This window comes from Hydrogenophaga sp. OTU3427 (assembly GCF_038440225.1).
Lineage (GTDB): Bacteria > Pseudomonadota > Gammaproteobacteria > Burkholderiales > Burkholderiaceae_C > Hydrogenophaga.
In genome coordinates this window covers 1-24,368 of record NZ_JASATI010000062.1, presented here as the reverse complement: position 1 = coordinate 24,368, position 24,368 = coordinate 1, and the positions used below count along the sequence as shown (strand labels likewise).

The 24,368-nt window shown below is 67.4% G+C and carries 23 protein-coding genes; 6 read left to right on the top strand and 17 right to left on the bottom strand.

The window, feature by feature from the left end:
- Positions 1 to 81 precede the first annotated feature (81 nt).
- The 7 genes from AAHB17_RS22595 to AAHB17_RS22565 all read right to left on the bottom strand — a co-directional run bounded on the left by AAHB17_RS22595 (position 82) and on the right by AAHB17_RS22565 (position 8,472).
- A complete protein-coding gene (locus AAHB17_RS22595) occupies positions 82 to 1,068 on the bottom strand; it encodes a glucokinase (protein ID WP_342133293.1) in 987 nt (328 codons plus the stop codon).
- Entirely contained in the window at positions 1,065 to 2,438 is a 1,374-nt protein-coding gene (locus AAHB17_RS22590; RefSeq protein ID WP_342133291.1) for an MATE family efflux transporter, read from the bottom strand. The genes AAHB17_RS22595 and AAHB17_RS22590 overlap by 4 nt, the downstream gene beginning before the upstream one ends.
- 72 nt (positions 2,439 to 2,510) lie before the next feature.
- Positions 2,511 to 3,650, bottom strand: coding sequence for an ABC transporter ATP-binding protein (locus AAHB17_RS22585; protein ID WP_342133290.1), 1,140 nt, complete (start codon positions 3,648 to 3,650; stop codon positions 2,511 to 2,513).
- A 36-nt stretch (positions 3,651 to 3,686) separates the two neighbouring features.
- Positions 3,687 to 5,333, bottom strand: coding sequence for an alpha-glucosidase family protein (locus tag AAHB17_RS22580; protein ID WP_342133288.1), 1,647 nt, complete (start codon positions 5,331 to 5,333; stop codon positions 3,687 to 3,689).
- Positions 5,334 to 5,374: 41 nt separating this feature from the next.
- Complete coding sequence (locus AAHB17_RS22575) at positions 5,375 to 6,211, bottom strand: carbohydrate ABC transporter permease (protein ID WP_342133287.1); 837 nt, start codon at positions 6,209 to 6,211, stop codon at positions 5,375 to 5,377.
- Positions 6,208 to 7,119, bottom strand: coding sequence for a carbohydrate ABC transporter permease (locus AAHB17_RS22570; protein ID WP_342133286.1), 912 nt, complete (start codon positions 7,117 to 7,119; stop codon positions 6,208 to 6,210). The genes AAHB17_RS22575 and AAHB17_RS22570 overlap by 4 nt, the downstream gene beginning before the upstream one ends.
- Positions 7,120 to 7,191: 72 nt before the next feature.
- The gene (locus tag AAHB17_RS22565; RefSeq protein WP_342133285.1) at positions 7,192 to 8,472 is read right to left on the bottom strand and encodes an ABC transporter substrate-binding protein; all 1,281 of its coding nucleotides are present in this window, start codon (positions 8,470 to 8,472) and stop codon (positions 7,192 to 7,194) included.
- Positions 8,473 to 8,718: 246 nt separating this feature from the next.
- On the opposite strand from AAHB17_RS22565, the gene AAHB17_RS22560 reads away from it, so the two are divergent.
- On the top strand, positions 8,719 to 9,567 hold the full coding sequence (locus AAHB17_RS22560) for an SIS domain-containing protein (protein ID WP_342133284.1): 849 nt from the start codon (positions 8,719 to 8,721) through the stop codon (positions 9,565 to 9,567).
- Positions 9,568 to 9,581: 14 nt separating this feature from the next.
- Here the strand turns inward: AAHB17_RS22560 and AAHB17_RS22555 are convergent, their stop codons facing one another.
- The 6 genes from AAHB17_RS22555 to AAHB17_RS22530 all read right to left on the bottom strand — a co-directional run bounded on the left by AAHB17_RS22555 (position 9,582) and on the right by AAHB17_RS22530 (position 16,144).
- Positions 9,582 to 10,673 carry a LacI family DNA-binding transcriptional regulator gene (locus AAHB17_RS22555; RefSeq protein ID WP_342133282.1) on the bottom strand — a complete coding sequence of 364 codons (1,092 nt, stop codon included), beginning with the start codon at positions 10,671 to 10,673 and terminating at the stop codon, positions 9,582 to 9,584.
- Between the two features lie 136 nt (positions 10,674 to 10,809).
- Positions 10,810 to 11,754, bottom strand: a complete 945-nt coding sequence (locus tag AAHB17_RS22550) for a carbohydrate porin (protein WP_342133281.1) — start codon at positions 11,752 to 11,754, stop codon at positions 10,810 to 10,812.
- Positions 11,755 to 12,069: 315 nt separating this feature from the next.
- Positions 12,070 to 12,597 carry a hypothetical protein gene (locus AAHB17_RS22545; protein ID WP_342133280.1) on the bottom strand — a complete coding sequence of 176 codons (528 nt, stop codon included), beginning with the start codon at positions 12,595 to 12,597 and terminating at the stop codon, positions 12,070 to 12,072.
- Positions 12,569 to 14,200 carry a tetratricopeptide repeat protein gene (locus AAHB17_RS22540; RefSeq protein WP_342133279.1) on the bottom strand — a complete coding sequence of 544 codons (1,632 nt, stop codon included), beginning with the start codon at positions 14,198 to 14,200 and terminating at the stop codon, positions 12,569 to 12,571. Before AAHB17_RS22540 ends, AAHB17_RS22545 begins: the two co-directional genes overlap by 29 nt.
- A gap of 197 nt (positions 14,201 to 14,397) precedes the next feature.
- Positions 14,398 to 14,919, bottom strand: a complete 522-nt coding sequence (locus tag AAHB17_RS22535; RefSeq protein WP_342133278.1) for a beta/gamma crystallin-related protein — start codon at positions 14,917 to 14,919, stop codon at positions 14,398 to 14,400.
- A gap of 1 nt (position 14,920) precedes the next feature.
- Positions 14,921 to 16,144: an OmpA family protein gene (locus tag AAHB17_RS22530; protein WP_342133276.1), complete on the bottom strand. Its 1,224-nt coding sequence runs from the start codon at positions 16,142 to 16,144 to the stop codon at positions 14,921 to 14,923.
- A gap of 238 nt (positions 16,145 to 16,382) precedes the next feature.
- Here AAHB17_RS22530 and AAHB17_RS22525 point away from each other — a divergent pair, with 238 nt between their 5' ends.
- The gene (locus AAHB17_RS22525) at positions 16,383 to 16,964 is read left to right on the top strand and encodes a ferritin-like domain-containing protein (RefSeq protein ID WP_342133275.1); all 582 of its coding nucleotides are present in this window, start codon (positions 16,383 to 16,385) and stop codon (positions 16,962 to 16,964) included.
- Positions 16,965 to 17,012: 48 nt separating this feature from the next.
- Here AAHB17_RS22525 and AAHB17_RS22520 read toward each other — a convergent pair whose 3' ends face one another.
- Positions 17,013 to 18,224, bottom strand: a complete 1,212-nt coding sequence (locus AAHB17_RS22520) for a DUF4382 domain-containing protein (protein WP_342133273.1) — start codon at positions 18,222 to 18,224, stop codon at positions 17,013 to 17,015.
- Positions 18,225 to 18,486: 262 nt separating this feature from the next.
- Here AAHB17_RS22520 and AAHB17_RS22515 point away from each other — a divergent pair, with 262 nt between their 5' ends.
- The 4 genes from AAHB17_RS22515 (at position 18,487) to AAHB17_RS22500 (ending at position 22,307) form a co-directional block, all read left to right on the top strand.
- Positions 18,487 to 18,903 carry a PRC-barrel domain-containing protein gene (locus AAHB17_RS22515; RefSeq protein WP_342133271.1) on the top strand — a complete coding sequence of 139 codons (417 nt, stop codon included), beginning with the start codon at positions 18,487 to 18,489 and terminating at the stop codon, positions 18,901 to 18,903.
- Positions 18,904 to 18,951: 48 nt separating this feature from the next.
- The gene (locus AAHB17_RS22510) at positions 18,952 to 19,593 is read left to right on the top strand and encodes a glycine zipper 2TM domain-containing protein (protein ID WP_342133270.1); all 642 of its coding nucleotides are present in this window, start codon (positions 18,952 to 18,954) and stop codon (positions 19,591 to 19,593) included.
- Entirely contained in the window at positions 19,590 to 21,785 is a 2,196-nt protein-coding gene (locus tag AAHB17_RS22505; RefSeq protein ID WP_446719644.1) for a catalase, read from the top strand. Before AAHB17_RS22510 ends, AAHB17_RS22505 begins: the two co-directional genes overlap by 4 nt.
- 201 nt (positions 21,786 to 21,986) lie before the next feature.
- Positions 21,987 to 22,307, top strand: coding sequence for a BON domain-containing protein (locus AAHB17_RS22500; RefSeq protein ID WP_342133268.1), 321 nt, complete (start codon positions 21,987 to 21,989; stop codon positions 22,305 to 22,307).
- A gap of 74 nt (positions 22,308 to 22,381) precedes the next feature.
- On the opposite strand, the gene AAHB17_RS22495 is transcribed toward AAHB17_RS22500, so the two are convergent.
- The 3 genes from AAHB17_RS22495 to AAHB17_RS22485 form a co-directional block, all read right to left on the bottom strand.
- Positions 22,382 to 23,227, bottom strand: coding sequence for a beta/gamma crystallin-related protein (locus tag AAHB17_RS22495; RefSeq protein ID WP_342133267.1), 846 nt, complete (start codon positions 23,225 to 23,227; stop codon positions 22,382 to 22,384).
- Entirely contained in the window at positions 23,224 to 23,805 is a 582-nt protein-coding gene (locus AAHB17_RS22490; RefSeq protein ID WP_342133266.1) for a BON domain-containing protein, read from the bottom strand. The genes AAHB17_RS22495 and AAHB17_RS22490 overlap by 4 nt, the downstream gene beginning before the upstream one ends.
- 93 nt (positions 23,806 to 23,898) lie before the next feature.
- Positions 23,899 to 24,291: a hypothetical protein gene (locus tag AAHB17_RS22485; RefSeq protein WP_342133264.1), complete on the bottom strand. Its 393-nt coding sequence runs from the start codon at positions 24,289 to 24,291 to the stop codon at positions 23,899 to 23,901.
- Positions 24,292 to 24,368: the final 77 nt, after the last annotated feature.

The window sequence follows — 24,368 nt, the reverse complement described above, 5'->3', positions numbered from 1 at the left end:
GCCGTGGGTCCGGCTTTGCCGGCCCACTGGCATCGCCCCCTTGAGGGGGTGACGCCGAAGGCGGCGCGGGGGTGTTTCACTTCAACGGTCCAATGCCTCGGCTGCGCCCCGCAGCGCGGGCGGGTGCTGGCTCTGTATGACCCAGGTCGGAATCTCGGCCAGATACGGCTGGAAGCGGCCCTTGGCCTCGAAGCGTTCGCGGAAGGGCGAGCGCGCAAACCAGGCACCCAGGCGCGGCACGATGCCGCCCCCGATGTAGATACCCCCCTTGGCCCCCAGGGTCAGCGCCAGGTTGCCGGCCACCGAACCGAGGAAAGCGCACATCATGGACAAGGCTTCCTGGCAACGGGTGTCGCCACCGGCGAGCGCGGCGGCGGTGACGTCGGCGGCCGACCACGGTTCGGGCGGCTTCACGCCGTCGGCCTGGCACAGGGCGTGGTGGATGGCCACCAGACCCATGCCGCTGACGGCGCGTTCGGCGGAAGCGTGGCCATGGCGCTCATGCAAGGCCCGGACCACCCATTGCTCGCGCGCGCCCACGGGCGCCAGGCTCACATGGCCGCCCTCGCCTTGCAGCGGCACCCAGCCCCCCCGTCCGTCTGGAAGCAGGCCCGACACCCCCAGACCGGTGCCCGGTCCGAGCAGGCCGATGGCCGCCCCGGGCAGGGCCGCGCCGCCGCCGATCATGTGCAGTTCGTCCGCGCCGAGGTGGGGCAGCGCCAGGGCCAAGGCGGTGAAGTCGTTGAGCACTTCCAGTCGGCGCCAGCCCAGCGCCTCGCGAAGCGCCGAGATCGAAAACGACCAGTGGTGGTTGGTCATGCGCACCTGGTCGCCCACCACCGGGTTGGCGATCGCCATGCCACACACCTGGGGCGGTTCGCGCCGGATGCGTCCGAGGTAGTCGCGCACCGCGGCCTCCACGGTGGGGTAGTTCGCGCAGGGCAGCGTGATCTGGTCCTCAATGGCGGCGCCGGCGTGGGCTTGCCAGGCGAAGCGCGCGTTGGTGCCGCCGATGTCGGCCAGCAGGCGTGGCTGTTCGGTGGTCTGGTGTGGGTGTGTTCCGTTCATCCCGGGTCCTGTTGGTTCAGGCGCAAGCCATGCAAGGTCCGGCGGGCATGGGGCAGCCACCCCAGGCCCTGCCAGCGCCACCACACGAGCGCGCCGCGCACGCATTCATCGGCCACGTAGGCCAGCCATATGCCAGACAGACCAAAGCCCCGGCCGAGCCCATAGGAGCCCAGACCCAGCACCAGCGTGATTGACGTCAGGCCCGACAGCACCGGGAAATGGATGTCGCCGCTGGCCCGAAGGGCGCCGGCCACCACCAGGTTGAACACCCGGCCCAGCTCCAGCAGGACCGACAGCCACAGCAGGGTCCGGGCCGACTCGATGATGGCCGGGTCATGGGTGAAGGCCTGCATCAGCCAGGGGGCTGCCAAGGCCGCCGCCAACGCCAGGGCGCCCGAGGCCAGCATGCCGTTGCGCACGCCCTTGCGCACGATGGCGTGGGCTTCGCGCAGCCGTCCGGCGCCCACCAGGCGTCCCGCCATGATTTCGCAGGCCCAGCCGATCGCCACGCTGACCAGCGACACGTATTTGAGTGTCTGCAGCGTGTAGGAATGGGTGGCGAGCGCCGCCACGCCCAGGTGCGCGGTGGCCGACAACGACACCATGAAAGCCAGCCGGTAGGCGAGTTCGTAGGCGCCGCCGGGCAGCCCGATGCGCAGCACCGGCCACAACACCGCCGTCGGCAGGCGCCACCAATCGCGCGCGCGCGGGCGCAGCTGCATGCGCGCGCGCCAGCACCACAGATGCAACGCCAGGCCCAGGGCGCGGCTGAGGAACCAGGCCAGCGCATAGCCCGGCAGGCCCCAGCCGCCGCCCTCGCCCACCCCCAGCATCAGCGGCACCGCCAGCAACAGGTGCGTGCCGTGCATGGCGACCATGATGAGCAGGGATTCGCGTGCCCGCAGGTGGGCCCGCAGCACGGCGGCCATGCTGAGGTTGGCCGCCTCCAGCACCATGGCCGGCGCCAGCAGCGTCATGTAGGTGGTGGCCACTGGCCAGATCACCTCGGGCGCGTTGAGCACGTCCAGGGTGAAATGGCCGCCCAGCAGCAGCCAGAGCGCCACCGCCGTGCCGGCCCAGGTGCTGGCCGCCAGCGCCATGAAGGCGGTACGGCGGGCCTGGTCGAACTGGCCACCGCCCAGGCGCTGGGTGACCACGATGCCCAGGCCGATGGCCAGCACGCGAAAGACCACGAACAGGCTTTCCAGCACCTGCTGCACCAAGCCAAAGGCCCCGGCGACGGCGTCCGAGGTTTGCGCGGCCAGGTACAGCCCGGCCATGGCCACGCTCATGCCCAGCAGGAACTCGCCCACGATGGGAACGGCGACCCGGTTCAGGCTGGGTCGGTGGGGGTGGGACGCGGCGTTCATGTCAGCGTGACCGGTGCACGGTGGCCCGGACACGGACCGCGTGCGGGAACGGGGGCTCGGGGCATGCGTGGCTCAAACCGGCAGGTCCACCGTGCGTTGCAGGGCGTCGCCGACGGCGTCGAACAGGTGCAGGTCCTGCGCTGGCACGTGCACCCGGATGTTTTCGCCGGACCGGATCCGTGTCGTGCCGTCGAGCTTGAGCGTGATGGTGGGCGCGCCCGGAGCGATCTCGAGGTAGAGCAGCGAGGCCTCGCCCAGCTTCTCGATGTGCACCACCTGGGCCGGCAGGCTGTTGGGGTCATCGGCGGCGTCGGCCAGCCGCATGTGTTCCGGGCGCAGGCCCATCGTGACCTTGGCGCCGGGTGCCACGTGATCGGCCCGCACCGCGACGTCGAACGGCTGGCCGGCCACGTTGATGCGCGCCGAACCCGGGGTCGCCGACTGGAAGAACGCGGGCAGGATGTTCATCTTGGGCGAGCCAATGAACTCGGCCACGAACAGGCTGTTGGGCCGGTGGTAGAGGTCCATGGGCGTGCCGACCTGGGCGATCGAGCCCTTGGTCTGCACCTCTTCACCGGCGCGCAGCAGCACGATCTTGTCGGCCAGTGTCATGGCCTCGACCTGGTCGTGGGTGACATAGACCATGCTGGCCGAACCGATGTTGTGGTGCAGCTTGGCGATTTCCAGGCGTGTCTGCACGCGCAAGGCGGCGTCGAGGTTGGACAGCGGCTCGTCGAACAGGAACACCCGTGGCTCCTTGACGATGGCGCGGCCGATCGCGACCCGCTGGCGCTGGCCACCCGACAGCGCCTTGGGCAGGCGGTCCAGCAGGTGGGTGAGTTGCAGGATGTCGGCCGCCTGACGCACCTTCTTGTCGATCTCGGCGGCGTTGGCGCCGAAGACCTTGAGGCCAAAACCCATGTTGTCCCGCACCGTCATGTGCGGGTAGAGGGCGTAGCTCTGGAACACCATGGCGACGCCGCGCCGCGCGGGCGGCAGGTCGTTCACGCGTTCGCCGCCGATGGCGATGTCGCCCGAGCTGATCTCCTCCAGCCCCGCGACCATGCGCAGCAGCGTGGACTTGCCGCAACCCGACGGGCCGACGAAGACGCAGAACTCGCCGTCCGCGATAGTGAGGTTGGCGTTGTGGATGGTCAGGGGTGCCTGGGGCGAATACCGCTTGCAGACCTGCTTGAAATCGATGCGCGACATGGGGTGTCTCCTGGTGGGGCGGGCAAGGCGGGTGGATCAGCGGGCCTGCAGGAACAGGCCGCCCCAAGGTTCGAAGCACACGCTGCCGTTGTCGATCCGGGCACCCGACAGGCCGCTGCCGGGCAAGATGCCTTCGGCGGCCCAGTCGTTCGGCAGCACCAGGGTGGCTGGGCGTTCGCTGAAATTGAACAGGCACAGGAGGCGCTGGTTCCCGTGTTCGCGGACGAAGCCCAGCACCTGTTCGTGTGGCGGCAGCAGGGCCAGGCTGCCGTGTTGCAGCGCGGGCTGCTCGCGGCGCCAGTGCAGCAGCTGTGTGAAGTGGGTGAGCAGGCTGTCGGGCCGGTCCAGCTGGCGGTCCACCGCCAGTGCCGTGTGGGTGTCGGCGACCGGCAGCCAGGGTTTGTCCGCCGTCGTGAAGCCCGCGTGGGGCGCGTCGGCCGACCAGGGCATGGGCGTGCGGCAACCGTCGCGCCCCTTGAACTCGGGCCACATGGTGATGCCATAGGGATCCTGCAGGTCCTCGAAGGCCAGTTGGGCTTCGGGCAGGCCCAGCTCCTCGCCCTGGTAGAGGCAGAGGGTGCCGCGCAGGCTGACCTGGAAGGCCGCCGCCAGGCGCAGCAGGCGTGGGTCGGGCCGGGGGCCGCCCCAGCGCGAGGCGGAGCGCTCGCAGTCGTGGTTGGACAGCGCCCAGCAGGGCCAGCCGTCACCCACCACGGTGTTGAAGCGCTCCAGCGTGCCGTGCAGGAATGCCGCGCTGTGGGGTTCGCCCAGGAGGTCGAAGCAGTAGGCCATGTGCAGCTTGTCGCCGCCGCTGGTGTATTCGGCCACGCGGGCCAGGCCATCGTCGTCACCGATCTCGCCCACCATGGTAGTGTCGGGGTACTGGTCGAGCAAGGCGCGCAGGCGCTGCAGGAAGGCCAGGTTCTCGGGGCGGCTCTTGTCGTACAGGTGCCGCTGCCAGCCGTAGGGGTTGAAGGGGTTGACGGCCGGATCGGGCTTGTCCGGATCGGGCGCGCCACGGCCGGGGTTGTTGCGCAGCTCGGCGTCGTGGAAGTAGAAGTTGGCGGTGTCCAGCCGGTAACCATCGACGCCGAGATCGAGCCAGAACTTCACCGTCGCCAGCAAGGCGTCCTGCACCTCGGGGTGGTGGAAGTTGAGGTCGGGCTGGCTGGTCAGGAAGTTGTGCATGTAGTACTGGCAACGGCGGGTGTCCCACTGCCAGGCGCTGCCACCGAAGATGGACAGCCAGTTGTTGGGGGGGGTGCCGTCGTCGCGTGCGTCGGCCCACACGTACCAGTCGGCCTTGGGGTTGAGGCGGCTGGAGCGGCTCTCGGCGAACCACGGGTGCTGGTCGCTGGTGTGCGAGAGCACCTGGTCGATCATGACCTTCAGCCCCAGTTCGTGGGCGCGTGCCACCAGCTGCCTGAAGTCGTCGAGCGTGCCGAACATCGGGTCGACGTCGCAGTAGTCGCTGACGTCGTAGCCGAAGTCCTTCATGGGACTCTTGAAGAAGGGCGACAGCCAGATGCCGTCGGCGCCGAGCCGCGCGATGTGTTCGAGGCGCTGGGTGATGCCCGGCAGGTCGCCGATGCCGTCGCCGTTGCTGTCCTGGTAGGAGCGCGGGTAGATCTGGTAGATCACGCCGCCACGCCACCAGCCGTTGTTGGGTGCTTTCTGTGTCATGACAGGAAATGGGATGGGAAGGGATGGGGGCAAGGGCAGGCTCAGCCCTTGACGGCGCCGGCGGTGAGGCCGGAGACGATCTTTCGCTGGAAGGCCAGGACGAGGGCCAGCAGGGGAAGGGTGACCAGCACGGAGGCGGCCATGATGTTGCCCCACGGGATGTCGTACTTGCTGGCGCCGGAAATCAGCGAGATCGACACCGGCACGGTGCGCTCGTTGTTGTCCAGCACAAAGGTCAGGGCGAACATGAACTCGTTCCAGGCCGCGATGAAGGCCAGCAGGCCGGTGGACACCAGGGCCGGCCACAGCAGCGGCATGAACACGTCCTTGATGATGCGCCACGGACCGCAACCGTCCATGATGGCGGCCTCTTCGAGTTCCTTGGGCAGCTGCTTCATGAAGGTGGTCAGCACCCACACGGTGAAGGGCAGCGTGAAGATCATGTAGGGCAGGACCAGGCCGAGTGCCTGGTTGTAGATGCCCAGGAAGCGGATCAGCTCGAACATCCCGGCCAGCACCGCCACCTGCGGGAACATGGACACCGCCAGCACCGTCAGCAGCAGCAGGCCACGGCCCTTGAAGCTGATGCGGCCCAGCGCATACGAGGCCGTGACGCCGATGAACAGCGACAGCGTGACCACCAGCACCGAGACCATGACGGAGTTGAGGATGTGGCGGCCGAAGGGCTGTTCGGCCAGGGTGAACAGCGAGATGTAGTTGTCCAGCGTCGCGGCCTTGGGCCACATGCCGGGGTCGAACAGCGCCGAACCCGACTTGAAGGACGTGGACACGGCGTAGGCGAAGGGAAACACCGAAATGGCCACCACCACGGCGGCGGCGATGTAGAGCGCGGCGCGCCAGTACCAGGCTGCTTTCATGCATCGTCTCCGAGTTTCATGCGGGCCAGCTTGACGGCCACCACGGTGCACAGGCCGATGATCAGGAACAGCGCGGTGGATGCGGCCGAGCCGTAGCCCATGTAGCCGTTGTCGATCATTTCGCGGCGCACGAAGCCCGACATGCTGATCGTGCTGTTGTTGTTCGAGGTCAGCACGTAGATCAGGTCGAACACCCGCAGCGCGTCGAGCAGGCGGAAGATCACCGCCACCATCAGGGCCGGCTTGATCAGTGGCAGGGTCACCTTCCAGAACACGCGCAGCGGGTGCACGCCGTCGACCTCGGCCGCCTCGTAGCAGTCCTTGGGCAGTGTCTGCAGCGCGGCCAGGATCAGCAAGGCCATGAAGGGTGTGGTTTTCCACACGTCCACCGCCACCACCGTCCACAGGGCGAACTCGGGCTGGGCCGTCCAGGCCACCTTCTCGGCGATCAGACCGAAATCGACCAGCCACTGGTTGATGACGCCGAACTGGTCGTGCAGCATCCAGCCCCACATCTTGGCCGACACGATGGTGGGAATCGCCCAGGGCACCAGCACGGCGGTGCGCACCAGGGTGCGGCCCTTGAAGTCCTGGTTCAGCAACAGGGCCACGCCGAGGCCACACAGGGTTTCCAGCGTCACCGAGACGATGGAAAACTTCAGCGTGTTGAGGATGGACAGGCCCCAGTCGCTGGCGAAAAAGCCATCGGTGTGGTTGGGGTTGGCGAACAGGCCGTATTCGCCAAAGTAGTTCTCAAGACCGACGAACCGGGTGGCGTCGGTGTTGTTGATGTTGGCGTCGGTGAAGCTGAACCAGATGGTTCGTCCCAAGGGCCACACGGCCACCAGGATCAACACCAGCAGCATCGGGGCCAGAAAAGTCCAGGCGGTGCGTGTCTTGCTGTTCATGTCAAGGCTCCAGGCTTGGGTGAGTCCGCGGGGCGGGTGCCCCGTGGGGCACCGACGCCATCACACATCCGTTCACCATTGGTTGCGCTTGACCTGCTTGAGCCTGGCTTCGAGCTTTCTCAGGCTGTCCTCGGCCGTGGCCTTGCCCGACAGCACATCGTGGGTGGCGTTCCAGAAGGCCGAGCTCACCTCGGGGTACTTGGCGCCCGTGGCGGTGGCGGGACGTGGCACCGCGCTGGTGAAGACCTCGAACAGGCTGCCAAAGAAGGGGTTGGCGGCCAGGACTTCCTTGTCCTTGTAGAGCGAGACGATGGTCGGGTTGTAGGACCCCTTGATGGCGCGCTCCTTCTGTACTTCGGGGCTGGTCATGTAGAGCACCAGCGAGGCGGCCGCTTCGGCGTTCTTGGAGTACTTGGACACCGCCAGTTGCCAGCCACCCAGCGTGGCCGCGTTCTGGCCGTCGACGCCACCCCGGGGCAGGGCCGAAACGCCGATCCTGTCCTTGACCTTGGAGTCCGCGCCGTTGCCCAGCGACCAGGCGTAGGGCCAGTTGCGCATGAAGGCGGCGTTGCCGTTCTGGAACACGCCGCGCGCCTCCTCCTCGGCGTAGTTCAGCACGCCCTGTGGCGCGATGGTGCCAATCCAGGACGCGGCGGTTTTGAGCGCCTTGACCGCGCCGGGGTTGTTGATGGTGATCTCGCCCTTGTCGTTGACGACGTTGCCGCCCTTGTAGCTGTGAATCCACTCCACCGCGCCGCAGCTCAGGCCCTCGTAGGCCTTGGCCTGGAACACGAAGCCCTGGAAGTCCTTGTTGCCGGCGGCGCGTTCGCCGTCCTGGATGGTCTTGGCCGTGGTGGCCAGCTCTTCCCACGTGGTCGGTGGCTTGGCGCCGTACTTCTCGACCAGGTCCTTGCGGTAGTACAAGACACCCGCATCGGTGAACCAGGGCATGGCCAGCAGCTTGCCGTCCACGGTGTTGTTGGCCACGATGGCCGGGAAGTGTTCCTTCTCGATGCCCTTGGTGTAGGGCTTGAGGTCGAGCAAGTGGTCCTTGATCACACCGGGCCACACGACGTCGACGTTGACGATGTCCAGGTCGGTGGACTTGGCCGCGAACATCTGGCGGAACAGCGCCAGGATGTCGGTGGTGGAGTTGGGAATGGTGAAGAGCTTGACCTCGTGGCCTGTTTTGCGCGCCCACTCCGACGTGAACTTCTTGCAGAACTCGAAGTCCTGGCCGACCGAGCCGCAGGAGATGGTGATGGTGGCTGCTTGCGCGCCGGTGCCAAAGGCCGACGCCGCCAGGGTGGCCAGGGCCAGGCGCCGGGCGCCGATGTTGAAGAGCTGTTTCATGTGTCTGCCTCTGCGGGGTGGAAATGGGTGAGGCAGTCCAAGAAAAACCTGTTGTGGTGGCTGCCTTGGATCGAACTTTAGTCTCAATGCAAACGTTTGCATTGAGGGTTTTCCCTAGAAAAATCGCGATTGTTCCTCGCCTGTAACTCGCTACATTGCAGCACGCTGGTACGTGCGCCGAGCGCGCACCGAATGGCGTGAGAGGCTTGCCGGCCCTGTCAGAAACCCTCGCACCAAGGAAGCACGATGCTTGACCGCCTACAGGCCTCCATGGCCGCCCTGTCACCCTCGGAGAAGCGTGTCGGCAAGGTGTTGATGGCCGATCCACGGTGGTTCGTCAGCGCGCCCATCTCGGACATCGCCGACCGCGCCCATGTGAGCAAGCCGACGGTGGTTCGTTTCTGCCGCAGCGTCGGCTACGACGGCCTGAGCGACTTCAAGCTCAAGCTGGCCGGTAGCGTCAGCGAGGGCGTGCCCTTCATCCACCGCAGTGTCGACGCGGACGACAAGATGTGCGATGTCATGGTCAAGGTGCTGGACAACAGCATGGCCGCCTTTTTGCGTTACCGCCACGATGCCCAGCCGGAGGCCCTGGAGCGTGCGGCCGTGTTGCTGGAGCGGGCCTGGCGCAACAACGGGCGCATCGAGTTCTATGGCGTGGGCAATTCGGGCATCGTGGCCCAGGACGCGCAGCACAAGTTCTTCCGCCTGGGCGTCAACACCATCGCCTACAGCGACGGTCACATGCAGGTCATGAGCGCTTCGCTGCGTGGGCCGGATGACGTGGTGGTGGTGATCTCGAATTCAGGGCGCACGCGCGACCTGATCGATGCCGCCGACATCGCCCGCCAGCGTGGCGCCCAGGTCATCGTCATCACCGCCAGCGGGTCGCCGCTGGCCGGGCTGGCCGACGTGCACCTGGCGGCCGACCACCCGGAGCACTACGACCGCTACAGCCCCATGACCTCGCGCCTGCTTCACCTGATGATCATCGACATCTTGGCCACCGCGCTGGCCCTGCGCATCGGGGTGGACACGCTGCTGCCGCAACTCAAGGCCATGAAGGCCAACCTGCACAGCAGGCGCTACGCCTGACCGCGTGTGCCGCGTCAGCTCGTGGAGCTGTGGCGCACGATCAGTTCGGTGGGCAGTAGCACCGAACGGCGGGGATGCCCCTCGACCGTCTCGAACAGCAGCTCCACCAGTGCGCGCCCGGCCTGCGCCGTGGGCTGGCGCACGGTGGTCAGCGCCGGCTGCACATGGGCCGCCAATTGAATGTCGTCGTAACCCACCACCTTGACATGCGCCGGCACCTGTATGCCGCGCTCGGCCAAGGCGCTCATCAGCGAGATCGCCGCCAGGTCGGCCGACGCAAAGATGCCGTCAAACGCCAGTTGCTGGTCCAGCCAGCCATCGATCACCTCTCGGATCCGGCTGTCGCCGAAGAGGAAGGATTGGTGCAGGCGTGGGTCCACCTGCAGGCCCGCTTCGTGGAGCGCGCGCAGGTAGCCCTCGTGGCGCAGGCGGACCTCGGGGTGGGCGGTGTCGCCAAAGAAGGCAATGCGCCGGCAGCCCTGCTCCAGCAGGTGCCGAGTGGCCAGGTAGCCGCCCATGGCGTTGTCGCTGCCCACCACCGGATAGCTCGCGTCGGGCAGGTGGGCGCCCCACACCGCCATGGGCACGCCACGGCGCGCCAGGTCGTTGAGGTGCTCGTGCCAGGTCAGCTGGCCCAGCACCAGCAGGCCGGCCACCTGTCCGCTGTCCACCATGGCCGACATGCGCGATCGGCGCGAGGTCGACAGGCGCGCCAGCAAGAGGCTGCGGTCGCGTTCGTCCAGCGCGTCGCCCACGGCGCCCACCAGGGTCAGGATGAACGGATCGGAGATGGTCTGCAGGCTGTCACCCAGCACCACCACCCCCACCGTGGGCGTGTCGCGCTTGCGCAGGTTGGCCGCACCCACGTTGACCTTGTAGTTGAGCGAACGCGCCAGCTCGGTGATGCGCTCGCGGGTGGCTTCGGGGATCAGCGAGCTGCCGCTGAGTGCCCGCGAGACGGTGGACGGCGACACCCCGGCCATGCGGGCAATGTCGATCATCTGCACGCGCGAACGGGGGGATGGATCGGCCTTGCCCGGCTGGGGTTCGTCCGTGCCCAAGGCCGTTGGGGCCTGGCGTGTCTTGTCTCGGTTTCCTTGAGGCATGAGGCCGATTATTCCAGCCCGCGCACACGGCACCCTGGCGAGCAAGGACAAAAAAATGGCCCACAGCGTGCGCTCTGGGCCAAAACCTTGGAAAACGAAGCAACACGGCGGGCCAGGCCCGCCACGCCCGCAGGCGTCAGAAGGCGTAGTTCAGGCGCACGCGCACGGCCAGCAGCTTGTCCACGCCGGTGCCACGCGAGTAGTTCAGCGCCGGCGTGATGTAGGCCCCCTTGACGCCCAGCAGCGGCATCTTGTAGGCCACGTAGTAGGTGTCGACCTTGGCGTGGGCGTCCTTGTCCTGCACGAAGCCCACGCCCAGGGCGCCATGGAACAAGGCGTTGGCCCCCAGGGAACTGCTGTCGCGCTTGCTGTTGCGGCCGTAGTTCACGTTCAGCGTCATGTCCTTGTTCACCGCGTACCCCAGGGTCGCGCCCATGCCGACCGAATCGGGCACCGAGTCAAGGTTGCCCTTGAGGATTTCGGCGCCCGCGGTAGCGGTGAGCGCGCCCACTTTGTAGACCAGCACCGGGCGCAGGCCGTAGGGCTTGTAGGCCACGGTTTCGTTGCGCTTGGGGCCGACCATGCCCAGTTCCAGTCGCAGGTTGTCCGCCAGGTTCACGCCCAGCGCGCCGTGCACGCGGCCATCGGTGATGCGGCCCCTCAGGAAGTTGTTGCGCGATCCCAGGGCCACCGGGCCGGCGGTGCCGGTGGCCGGCTGCACGATGGTGTCCAGGCCCAGCGGGAACAGGTCCACCGCCTCAAAGCGGCCGATCTTGAAGTCGGCCGAGGCATTTCCGAACTGCAGCCACAGATCGTCCATGCGCACCGCGTCGCCATTGACCGGCACGATCAGCGAGGCGCGGGCCTTGACGAAGTTGTCGCCGTTCTTGTGCAACGCGGCGTTGGCGTTAAGTTCAACGCGGCCTCCGATGTCCAGCGTGCTCTTGGCCGAAGGGTTGTCGCGAGCTCCCACATAGGTGGGATCCAGCTCGAGGTTGGCATCGAAGCTCACTTCGGCCTGGGCGGTGGCCGTGGCGGCGCAGAGGGCGGCGAGCAGGGCCAGTGGCAGGGGCTTGGTCATGAAAAAGGTCTCCGGGGTGGTTGTGCATGGCTTCGCGTATTTGCCAGGCCTGTGGCCCGGTGCGGCCAAGACATCGGTGTTTGGCCTGCGGCAAATGACAGCCAGGCGATTGCATCAATATGCAAACGTTTGCACTAACGGGAAAACCCCTAAAAACCCGGTTTCGTAACCCACATGAAACCCAACTTCTCCCCTTTTCCTGTTTGCTGGATTGAAATATGATGCAAACGATTGTCTTTGCATCCAATGCATCAGCGACAGATCCTTTCAGGGCAGGACCAGCCGTTCAGCCGCCACCGCGCGTCGACGGCCCTTCTAGTAATCAAATTGCCCCGTGATGCCCGGTCGTGTATCGCCCGCCGGCGAAGCGATGGCACGTTCGAGCAGCGCCGCCATGGCGGGGTCGAGCAAGCGCAGCCGGGCGTGGTCGGCCTTCGCCCGGGTGAGGTCTCCCATCTGGGTGAACAGCACGCCCCGGTACATGTAGGCTTGCGCCAGCGCCGGCTTGAGCTCGATCGCGCGGTCGTAGTGCCGCAGCGATAGCTCAAAGTGTTGTGCGCCCTGCATGCGCAGGCTGTAGGCCAGATTGTTGTGTGCTTCGGCCAGGGATTCGTCGACCAGCAGGGCCTGCTCGAACAGGCGCTGGGCGGCCGTGAAATCGCGCGACAACAAGAGCTGAACGCCGTCGTTGTAGGTCTTCACCGCCGTGGCGCGGGCCGAGGCCTGCGGGACCGGCAAGGGGTCGCTCTCCACCGCCAGCGCGGCACTGGTCCCGAGCAGCAGCGCCAGGACAGCGGCCGCGCGCCGCAGATCATCAGTTCCTGCTGGCCATTTGCCGCGCATGCATCATCTCCGGTCGCAATGGCATGTCGGCCTGCTGGGTGAGTTCGACGACCTTGGCGTAGTGGATGCGCGCCTGGGTGGTGTTGCCGCTGCGTTCCGCGGCCTGGGCGGCCCCCAGGGTGGCCCGCAGGCGATTGGGCTCTTTGACCAGCACGGCTTCGAATTCGCGCAGGGCATCGGCGGCACGCCCCTGATCGAGCAGCGTGCTGGCGAGGATCTCGCGTGCCGGCAGGATGGGGCCCGGTGTCACCACGTGTTTTTCGGTCGCATCCTCGCGTGCCGCGGCCTTGGCGAGGATGTCCAGGCCTTCCGCGAGCTTGCCCTCGGCGACCACCGACAGGCCGCGCACCGCCTCGGCCTGGATGTCGATCTGATCGGCCCAGTAGGCAATCTTCATCGTGACGGCCTCATCGCGCAAGACCTGCAGCCGCTGGACTTGCGCCTGAGCGAGTGCCACGTCCTGGCTGCGGGCTGCGCCCACGCCACGGGCGAAGACGTGCACCGCCTCGGCTTGTGGGTATTTCTTCCACGGATAGGTTTCCATGGCAGGTTTGAGTGTCAGCACGGCCGCCCCCTTCCAGTCGTCACGCTCCAGCGTCAGCCGGGCGGGAATGGCCGCCAAGGCGTAGGCGACGGCCAGGCGATCGGTTTCCTTGTCCACTTTGAGGGCGTCGCTGACCAGTTGCCGCACGGCGGTGTCCTGCCCCAACTGGAGGTGGGCATAGGCCATGTAGTCAAAGGCATGCATCGCGTTCCAGCCCTGGACCGCGTCGGCGGCGGCCGAGGCCCGGTTGGATTCCACAGAGTCCTTCCAGGCGCCCACCCGGGTGAAGATGTGCGCGGGCATGTGTTGCGCGTGAGGGGCACTGGGCGCGATCTTGCTGTAGCGGCGGGCCGCGTCGAGCCCGAGGTGCGCAATCGGTGGGTAGTCGTAGCTGTGGATCAGGTAGTGCGCCGCGCCAGGATGTTCGGGGAGCGCCTTGAAGATCGGCTCCAGCAGCCGTGCCGCCCGCAACTGGTTGGTGTACTGCTTGTCCGCGGGATCGAAGTTGGCCGAGAGGACCAAGGCATGCAGGATGGCGGCCTCCGCGTCGTCGGGGTAGCGCTGGGCCACCTTTTCCATCTCCGTTTCCAACGCCTTGGCGCGTGTGCGGTGGTTCAGCTTGTCCGCGTCGCGAAAGAAGACCGTGAGCGCGTCCACATAGTCGCGCTCGCGCTGTGAGCGCAGCCCGGCCACGCGCGCCGCGTCCAACGCGGCCATGCCGTTGGCCAAGGTTTGCGGAGAAAGATTGCCGGGCCAGGCGAAGGGGTTGTCCAGCAGCGCCAGCGCGCGCGCCCAATGGGCCATTCCGCAGCCCGGATCGGCCGCCAGCGTGCGCGCCAGAGGCTCCTCGATCCACTGCCCCCAGGCAAACGAGTGGTAGTAGCCCATCGCCAGATTGAACGCCTGCTGTGCTTGCGCGTTGCAGTCCACCTTGAACGCCACCTTGCCCAGTTGCACCGCACCGGGCGTCGCGTCATGCGAGTTGGATGGCAATGCCCAAAGGGCGCAGACGCAGGCGGCGACAAGGCTTGCCGTCCGCTGAAGCTTGCGGGTTTTCATGACACCTCCGGTGGAGTGCGTCCCTTCAGATGAGGTGCCGCTGGTGGAACGCCAACCAGCGAATTTTTGACTCTACGCCCCCACATTGCTGGTGTCAAAAGACCACTTCCCTGCAAGGCATATCGTCGAAGGTCGTGCCATGGACGGTGTGTGTTCAGGACAGACCGGGTCCCTCGAATGGGCGCGCGATGTCCGCTTCATGGGGTGTCATCGGCCCGCCTGTCCTGGCTGGACAGGGCCGGGAAGCTTGGCCAGCGGCGGACAGCACCTGCCTTGGGTGGCGCGGAGGGGGGCGCCAACGTCTGCGGCTCCGGTGTGTCGTTGCCAGCATCGATGGCTTCGTTGTCGGCCACGATGCGTATGGAAAACGCGCCCTGGCGCAGGCCCATGGCCCGTGGCGAGGGGTAGCGGCCCTCCCCGAGCACGGCACAGCGGCCGCGGTAGCGGAAGGCCTCGCAGACCTCCCAGCGCTGGGGTCCCACCACCAGCGAGGCGACCCGCTCGTTGAATCCCGTGCGTTCGAGGTTGCCCATGCGTTTGTGGGTGGTGAAGGAGCGCCCGCCATAGTCCTCCTGCTCGTACAAGGTCACCTGTCCCGACGCGCTGCTGGCCACCACCGCGCTGGCGAGCTGCAGCACCAGCGCCGCGCCCAGCCGGCGCAGGCGGCGTGCTGGCCACGGGCAGGCCGTGGCGGTGCGTCCTGGACAGATGCGGTCCATCTCAGCGCGAGCCCGTGACCTCGAGGTCGACGCGCCGGTCGGCCTGCAGGCAAACGATCAACTTGGCGCGCCCCAGCGTGTCCGGGCAGTCGCTGGCGGCCCGGCTGGGTTGGCTCTCGCCGTGGGCCACTGCCGTGATGCGCTGGCCATCGAGCTTGACCTGGTCCACCAGATAGGTTTTGACCGAGTCGGCGCGTCGCATCGACAGCGCCTGGTTATAGGCCGGTGATCCGAGGCGGTCGGTGTGGCCCTCGACGCTGATGGCTTCGTAGCTCCCCTGGGCGATCTGGCGGCCCAGCGTGTCCAGCGCGACGCGACCTTCGGGCCGTATCGCCGCGGCGTCAAAGCCGAACAGGGTCTCGGCCGACAGGCTGAACTTCTGGCGCGCCACCGGCACCACCGCCATGGGCACAGGCGGCGGGACGGGCGGCGCGGCCACCACCTCGGCGGGCGGTGGCATGGGCGCGGCGGGTGTCGTCGCCATGGGGCGCGGCTCGCTCAGGGGCGTGGCCGCCGCCATGCGCATGGGCGCCGCGCGGCCGAAGGGGAACACCAGGCTCAGCGATGCCACGTTGATGTTGCGGCGCTGTCCCGCAAAGTGGTTGACGCGGTAGCGTTCGACTTCGCCCCGCACCCACATCGAGGGCGACAGCTCGTACTGCATGCCCAGCCCCAGCTTGAGGTGGGTGCCGCTGTCACTGATGCTGGCAACCCCACCACTGGCCGCGCCGGTGCCGGTGAAGCTGCTGCGCGAGCGCGCGTGCTGGGCACCCACGCGGGCCTGGGCCGACAGCCGCTCGGTCAAGGGGAGTGTGGCCACCAGGTCCAGGTTGAGGCCCTGCACCTTCGTTTGTCCCGACAGGCTGCCCACGGGCAGGGTGTTCGCGGTGAAGCGGCTGGTGCCGAGATTGAAGTAGCCGGCTTCCAGTGCCAGCTGGCGGTTCATCTGGTAGCCACCAAACAGCTTGTAGGCCGTGTCCTTGTGGTCGTGCTCGACACCAGACAGACCCACCCCTGGCAGCAGCAACGTGCCGACATCGGCGTCCTGGGCCTGCATGCGGGCCTGTCCCACCGAAACACCACCGTAGTAATGGCCGGCTTGGCGCATGGGCATCATGGACTGGGCGTGTACGGGAGGAGCCAACACCGCGCCCAGGGCGATGGCGCCTGGCACACACAGTCGAAAACGTCGGATCGTCTGCCTGAGGGTCGATGGGGTGGTCATGTGGGGCCTTGTGTGAAGTGAGAGGGGCTGCGCCCATGGCGCCCGTTCCTTGTAAAGCGGCCCCGGCACACCGTCGGTGCGGTGGCATACAGACGGCGGCACCTCAATGGCCAGCACACATCGGTTCGCTGCAGCACCGACAAGTTGACCCGCACGGGGCCAAGCTTGGACCGTGGGCCACGGCGTCGCAGTCGCGCGCCGCCGGGTCGACCCACCCCCTACGACACTGGACCCCTCAATGAACCCACAAGCCGCTCCCCTGGACATTGCCACCGTGCGCGCGCAGGCGCGACAACACATCGAAGCAGGCGCGGTGACGGCCGGCTACAGCGCCAACCGCTCGCAGGTGCTGGGCTTGCTCAACGACGCGCTGGCCACGGAGCTGGTGTGCGCCTTGCGCTACCGACGTCACCATTTCACGGCACGAGGCATGCAGTCACCCGTGTTGGCCACCGAGTTTCTCGACCACTCGAACGAGGAACTGGGGCATGCAGACCTGTTGGCGGCGCGCATCGTGCAGTTGGGCGGTGAGCCCGACTTCGCGCCCGACACCTTGAGCACCCGCAGCCACGCCCAGTACGTGACAGCACCCAATCTGCCGGCCATGGTGCGTGAGAACCTGGTGGCCGAGCGCATCGCCATCGATTGCTACCGCCATTTCATCGGCCTGCTGCAAGACAACGACCCGACCACCCGGCGTCTGCTCGAATCGATACTCGCGGTCGAGGAACAGCACGCGGACGAACTGGCCGGCCTGCTGCAAGGCCTGCCGCTGCAGTTGCTGGCGGCCGAACCCGGGGCCCGAGCCATCGAGCGCTGAAGACGCGCCCCCCGCCAGGGGGGCGTGCCGCGGCGCGGGCGCCTGAAATCAGTACGCGAAGTTCAGCACCATCGGTCCGCCGGACAGGTCGGCAGCGCCCGTCTGTGTCGGCAGACCAGGCACCACGCTGCGCACCGTGAACTGTGCCGCGCTGGCCGGATACGGGCTCCACGTCAAACCGGCAGGTGCCGCGGCATAGGTGGCCGTGTGGCTCGCAGCGGTGGGCAGCGAGAAGCTGTAGCCACCAGTCTCGCTGTCGACCCGGCGCGCCGCCACTTCCACCGACTTGCCGATGCCCACCAACTGCGACACCTCCAGCGTGGCGTCGGGAATGGGGACCCCCGAGGTGGTGCCCGTCAAGGCCTGGCTGGTGCTCGCGAGGAGGGAAATCGGCGTCGCGACGGAGCCCACCCGCGTGATGGTGGTGCCCGACACCGGCACCGCCGTGACCACCTGCGTCGTCCGGTCGGGCGTCGACACGACCAGATCAAAGCCGTTGCCCACGCTGGGCAGGTAGGGCAGCACGAAGTGGCCGTTCTGGTCGGGCACGGTGCTGCGCACCACCACGCCGTTGAACTGCAGCGAGACGGCGGTCTGCGCCGTCCAGTTGCCGACAAAGCCATCCACGGCGAAGCCGGTGGACACCCGGGGAAACACCGCCATCACCGGCTTGAGCAGGACCTTGCCCGAGTTGCCCGCCACCACCACCGATTTGCAGGCGTTGAAGTCGAGCACGAAATCGGCCAGCTGGTTGGGCGTGACCGCCAGGTTGACGTTGAGCTTCAGGCCCGATTGCTGGCCGCTGGGCGTGGTGAGCATGCGCTCCATGGGGAGCACGCCTGCACTGCCCGAGACCACCACCGCGTTGGCGAACGGCGCCTGGTTGCCGTTGGCGGCCAAGACCAGGCGCAGTTGGGTGTAGTTGCCGGCGGGCAGTGGCGTCTGGCCCAGTTCCTCCAGCACGCCGTTGTTGAGCGCGAGCAGGTCGATGCGTTTCGGCAGGCCGGGCGTGCTGAAGCTGTACCAGCCGCTGTCGCTGTCGACGGCGGTGGCGCTCTGGTGCACCTTGGCCGACACCACGGTCACGTAGATGTGGTCGTAGCCACAGGCGGGCGTGTCGGTCATCGACAGGCGCATGCTGCCGCTGGCCGGATCGTCCGAGCCACCGCCGCAGGCGGACAGAACCAGCAGCGACAGCAGGGAAATGTGCCAGGCGGGATGGGCGCCAGCAGAACGTGCGACGGAACTTGAGATGGACATGGGTGGCTCCTGCGTGTGAAAAGACATTGGCAACGCGTCAGCGTGCCGCGCGAGTGTCCGCCCCCGCGCACGTTCGCACTGTCTGACAACGCACACAAGTGCGGAAGAAGTGCGCCCACCAGCGGCCGTGCCCGCGGGCAGGGTTCGGTGGGGTGTGCGTTGCAGCACAGACCCACGGGCCTGCCCGGGCCTACGCTGAGCCACCGCAAGGCGACAGGCATGTTGCCCCAGCCGATGCGGCGAGCCCACACAGGACCCCACCATGAACTACACCGATCAGGACACCCAAGGCATGTACAAGAACCGCACCCACGCCGGCCCCGGGCCGATGCTGATGGGCGCCAACACACTGGATGGCAACGACGTCTACAACATCCAGAACGAGGACCTCGGCGACATCAAGGAAATCATGCTGGACATGTCCAATGGCCGCGTCGCCTACGCCGTGCTGTCATTTGGCGGCTTCCTGGGCATGGGCGAAAAACTGTTCGCAGTGCCTTGGAATGCGCTGACCCTGGACACGGTCCAGAAACGCTTTGTGCTGGACATCGCCAAGGACCAGCTCGACAAGGCCCCGGGCTTCAACAAGGGCCAATGGCCCGACATGGCCGACAAGACCTGGGCCAAGGAAATACACGACTACTACGGCGTCAAGCAGGCGCCCGAACGCCATTTCTGAACCGGCCCGACGGCCACCCCTCACCCACTTCACCCGACGAGGTACACCATGATCACCTGCCCTCACACACGCGTCCCCTTCCTCACTGCCGCGGCGTTGCTGGCCACGGCCGTGGTGGCCCTCTCCGGCTGTGCAGATCCCTACGGGAGGCCTCCTTACACATCGTCCCAGCAGGGCGCATCGCCCTACCCCCAGAGCTATCCCCAGACCTACCCTTATGAACAACAGCGCTCCGGGCAGCGCAGCTACCGCCGGGGCCCCAACGAGCGGCTGTTTGAAGCGCGCGTGACCTCGGTGCGGGCGGTGATGGCCAGCGGTGGCCAGCGTTGCTGGATGGAACGCGAAGAGGTGATGCCACCCCGCGCCGGCACCAACGTGCCGGGGGCCCTGGCCGGCGCGGTCATCGGCGGCGTGCTGGGGCACCAGATCGGCGGCGGCAGCGGCCGCGACATCGCCACCGTGGGTGGCGTGGTGGCTGGCGCCGCGGTGGGTTCGCAAGTCGGGCGCACCGGACAGGACCGCGGAGGCTACACGCAGGACGTGCAGCGCTGCAGCCCCACCAGTGGCAGTGGCCAGGTCGACCACTGGGACGTGAGCTATGACTACCGGGGCATCTCGCATCGGACCCAGCTGACTTCGCCGCCCGGCCCCACGGTGACCGTGAACGCCGACGGCGAACCCCGCGAATGACCCATCGGATCGACCCATTGAAAGCCCCCATGCAAGACCACAAGAGTGCGCTGCCCCGTGCCGTGCGGCTGGAACAGGCCCTGGACAACGCGGCCGGCCACCTGACCACCAACCACGGCCTGGTGCTGAGCGACAACCACAACTCGCTCAAGGCGGGCGACCGTGGCCCGACCTTGCTGGAGGATTTCATCCTGCGCGAAAAGATCACCCACTTCGACCACGAGCGCATTCCGGAGCGGGTGGTGCATGCCCGCGGCGCGGGCGCGCACGGCTATTTCGAGGTCTACGGCAACGAAGAAGCGCTCACGCGCGCCGCCTTCCTGTGCACTCCCCGCCAACGCACACCTGTGTTCGCGCGGTTCTCCACCGTGGCCGGCTCCCGGGGGTCGGCGGACACCGTGCGCGACGCGCGCGGATTCGCCGTCAAGTTCTACACCGAGGAGGGCAACTACGACCTGGTCGGCAACAACATCCCCGTGTTTTTCATTCAGGACGCGATCAAGTTTCCCGACCTCGTGCATGCGCTCAAGCCCGAGCCCCACCACGGCATGCCCCAGGCTGCCAGCGCCCACGACACGTTCTGGGATTTCGTCACGCTGATGCCAGAGAGCTTGCACATGCTGATGTGGGTGATGTCCGACCGAGGCCTGCCGCGCAGCTTGCGCATGATGGAAGGTTTTGGCGTGCACACCTTCCGCTTCATCAACGCGCGGGGTGCAAGCCATTTCGTGAAGTTCCATTGGAAACCGCTGCTGGGCGTGCATGCGCTGCTGTGGGACGAAGCCCAGGCCATTGCCGGGCAGGACCCCGACTTCCACCGCCGCGACCTCTGGGACGCCATCGAACGCGGCGACTTCCCCGAATGGGAGCTCGGCGTGCAGGTGGTGCCCGAGGACGATGCGCCGGGCCTGGGGCTGGACCTGCTGGACCCCACCAAGCTGATCCCCGAAGAGCAGGTGCCGGTGCGGCGCATCGGACGCATGGTGCTCAACCGCAACCCCGACAACTTCTTCGCCGAAACCGAACAGGCGGCTTTCCACCCCGGGCACCTGGTGCCCGGCATTGACTTCTCGAACGACCCGCTGCTGCAGGGCCGGCTGTTCTCGTACACCGACACCCAGCTCTCGCGCCTGGGGGGACCCAACTTCCACGAGCTGCCCATCAACCGCAGCCAGTGCCCCATGCACAACTTCCAGCGCGACGGCCTGCACCGCCAGGACATCGGCAGCGGGCGTGTCGCCTACGAGCCCAACACGCTGGACAACGGTGACGAGTTCCGGGTCGATGGCCGCACGTTCGAACCGGTGGGCATGACCGGCTTCACCAGCCACGCCGAACCCCTGGCGTCGCCCAAGCAGCGTGGGCGAAGCGCGTCTTTCGAAGACCATTTCTCGCAAGCCCGGCTGTTCTGGATCAGCCAGTCGGTTCATGAGCAGGCACACCTGGTCGCCGCTTTCCAATTTGAGCTGTCCAAACTGTCCGGGTCGGCCATTCGCCAGCGCATGGTGGACCTCCTGGCCTGGGTTGATGCTGACCTGGCCGAACAGGTGGCCAGCCCGCTGGGCGTCGGGCCGCCCGACAGGGCCACTGCCGCTGCCTGGCCCGGTTTCCGCGACTGGCCGGTGGCCGAGGGACTGGTCCCTTCGCCGGCCCTCAGCATGTTGCCCTTGCGGCCGATGGGCATCGCCACGCGCACGGTGGCCATGCTGATCAGCGAGGGTGTGCATGCCGCTTCGGTGGCGGCCATGCGGCAGGCGCTGGCGGCCGAACGTGCCTATTGCACCCTGGTGGCCCCGACCCTCGGCGACGTCACCGCTTCCGACGGCAGCCGGCTGCAGCCTCAGGCCACCCTGACCAACACCTCATCCCTGATGTTCGACGGGGTCTTCCTGCCAGCGGTGGCCACGGGGCCCGATGACCTGTGCCGCCACCCGATGGCCCAGGTGTTCGTGGCCCAGGCCTACCAGCATGGCAAGACACTGGCGGCGTCCGGTTCGGGCACGCAGTTGCTGAGCCTGGGCAGCGGCTTGTCGCGCCCCGCCGCCGGCTGGCTTCTGCAGCCAAGCCCTGGCGTGGTCGTGAGCGACGCGGATGTGCTGAGCGTGAACTTCACGGCCGCATTCGTGGCCGGCCTGGCCCAGCACCGGCACTGGCAACGGACCGAGGGCCAGGCCCCTCAGCAGGCCGCTTGAGCAACTGGCGGCGCGCCGGTGCTTCAACCCGGGTCCGTCGCCCGCGGTCCATCAGGCTGTGTATGACAACGCACAGACGCCGCCTGACCCGGTCACTAGAGTGGTTCCTGAGCCTGTTCACAGCCTGTGCGGAACCCCGTTCAGGCCACCCACAGACGCTCTGACAACCGCCTCAACCCTGCTCTGATCGGACACCTCGCCATGAAAAGAACCTACCCCACCTTTGCCGCCACCGTCGCGGCCATGTTGCTGGTCACCGCCACCGGCTGCGCCGTCACCCGGGGCCAGGAGACCGTGGGCGCCTACATCGATGACAGCGCCATCACCGCCGCGGTCAAGAGCCAGCTGTTCGAGAACAAGGTCGTGGATGGCACGGCCGTCAGCGTCGAGACGCTCAACGGCACGGTGATGTTGTCTGGCTTCGCCACCAGCGCGACCGAGCGCAGCACCGCCGAGAGCCTGACCTGGAAGGTCAAGGGCGTGCGGGCGGTCAAGAACGAACTGACCGTGCGTCGCCCGTGATGCCACGGCCCCGGGTCGACCGATCCGGGGCCGTCATATGGAATCGCCGCGCTTTATGCGCGGCGATCTTCATTTCACTGACGGGGCTCGCCTCGCCGGTTCACGGTCACGGTGGCGCCTGGCGGCGTGGTGGTCTGGATCTGGTGGGCCAGGCCTCGGAAGCTGTAGCTCACCTCGTAGTGGTCGACGGGACCGGTTTCGCTCACGTTGGCGCAGCGCTGCACGTCCCGCGTGCGGCCATCGCCGGGGCGGTCGTTGCCCACGCGCGAACCCACGGCCGCGCCGGCCACCACGCCGCCCACGGTGGCGATGTCGCGACCGGTGCCTCCACCGATCTGGTGGCCCAGGATGCCGCCGATCACCGCCCCGGCCAGCGCTGCCGGCACGTTGTTGTTGCCATCCCGCTGCGGGCCCATGGCTTCACGCTCCATCCAGCACCGTTGCTCGGGCGGTCCCATGACCGCGCGCACCGCGCTGACCGGTGCCTGGTAAAGCCGCTCATCGCGGCGGCGGCGTGCGTCGTAGAAACCGACCGCCTCGGGCGCGTAGCGCTGTGGGTCCACCTGTTCGTTGGCGGCGACCGGGCGTGCCGAGGCGACCCGCTCAGTCAGGCCCATGGCGCCCACGCTGGGGTAGCGGCCGCGCTTGAGCACCTTGCAACGGTCGCGGAAGCGGGCGTCTTCGCACACCTCCCAACGTTCGTCGAGAACAATCACCGACGACACGCCGTCCTGGAAACCCGAACGGCCCAGGTCGGGCAGGCGCCGCTGCGATGAGACGCTGCGGCCTTCGAAGCGCTCGGCTTCGTACAGGGTGATCTGGGCCATGGTCGGCGCGGCGCAGCCCATGAGGCCGGCGAGCAGCGCCAGGCGCATCCAGGCCGGTGCGTGGCCGCCTGCGGGGTGGGTGGTGGTGTTCATTGCTTCACCACCAGGTCGTTGCGCACGTTGTGCACGCCTTCAATGGTCTTGGCCAGGATCAGGGCGCGGTCGATCTGCGAACGGTTGTCGACAAAGCCGCTGAGGATGACCTCGCCCTTGCGGGTTTCGACAGCGATGTCCATGCCCTTGATGCCGTCGTCCTTGGTGAAGGCGGTTTTCACGCGGGCGGTCACGACGGTGTCGTCGATCTTGTTGCCCACGGTGGACGCGCCGACCTTGAGGCTGAGTTTGTTGTCCACCGTCTTGACACCCGCGACACCACGCGCGACGGTTTCGGCCAACGCGATCTGGTGCTGGTCATCGACAAAGCCGCTGAGCTGCACCTCGCCCTTGCGGGTCTCGACCATGACGTCCATGCTCTTGAGGGTCGCCTCGGTCAGCAGGGCGGCTTTTACCGCGGTGGTCATCACACTGTCGTCCACTTCGGTACCGATGGTGGTGGTGGCCGGCGGCGGCACGGTGGCGACAGCCACCGGTTCGGTCTTGCCACAGGCCGTGGTCAACACGGCGAGTGCGATGGCACTCAGGGCAAGCAGCAGGTATCTGGACTGGGTCATGGGGGGCACTCCGTTTCAGAGATCCTCCGTTGAGGATCCTCGGCCCAGTGTGGGCAGCCTGGCGGCGCCTGTCGGTGCGCTGGCGAACGTTCCTCAACGCGCAGGCACCGTCGTGGTGATCTCGCGCAAAAGACCGCCGCCCTCCACGCTGCCACTGACTTGTGCGCCTGCGCCCTGGCGTGCCATGCACGCGACGTGGTCGTCTTCCTGCTTGAAAACAGCGCAGCGCCGCTGTGTCTGGCCCGCCGGGTCGACCGGCGTGCTCAGCGCGCCGCGCCGGGCATCGGCACGGGCGTTGCGGGCTTCGCGTTCGCAATCGGGGCGGCTTTGTGCGGTGCGTCCCTCGCGGCAGTCCAGCATGTCCTGCCGGTAGCGCATGGCATCGGCATCGCCAGCGGCGCTGGCGTGGGGCGCAAAACTCAGGCTCGACGCCACGAAGGCGCAAGCCAGTGGCGCCAGGCGCCACCTCGGAGAAGGGTTAAGCATGGCGATTCCTTGGGATTCGTGACGGAAGTGCGGGGGGGGGCCGCCCCCCCCCCCCCCCGGGGGGGGGGGGGGCGCCC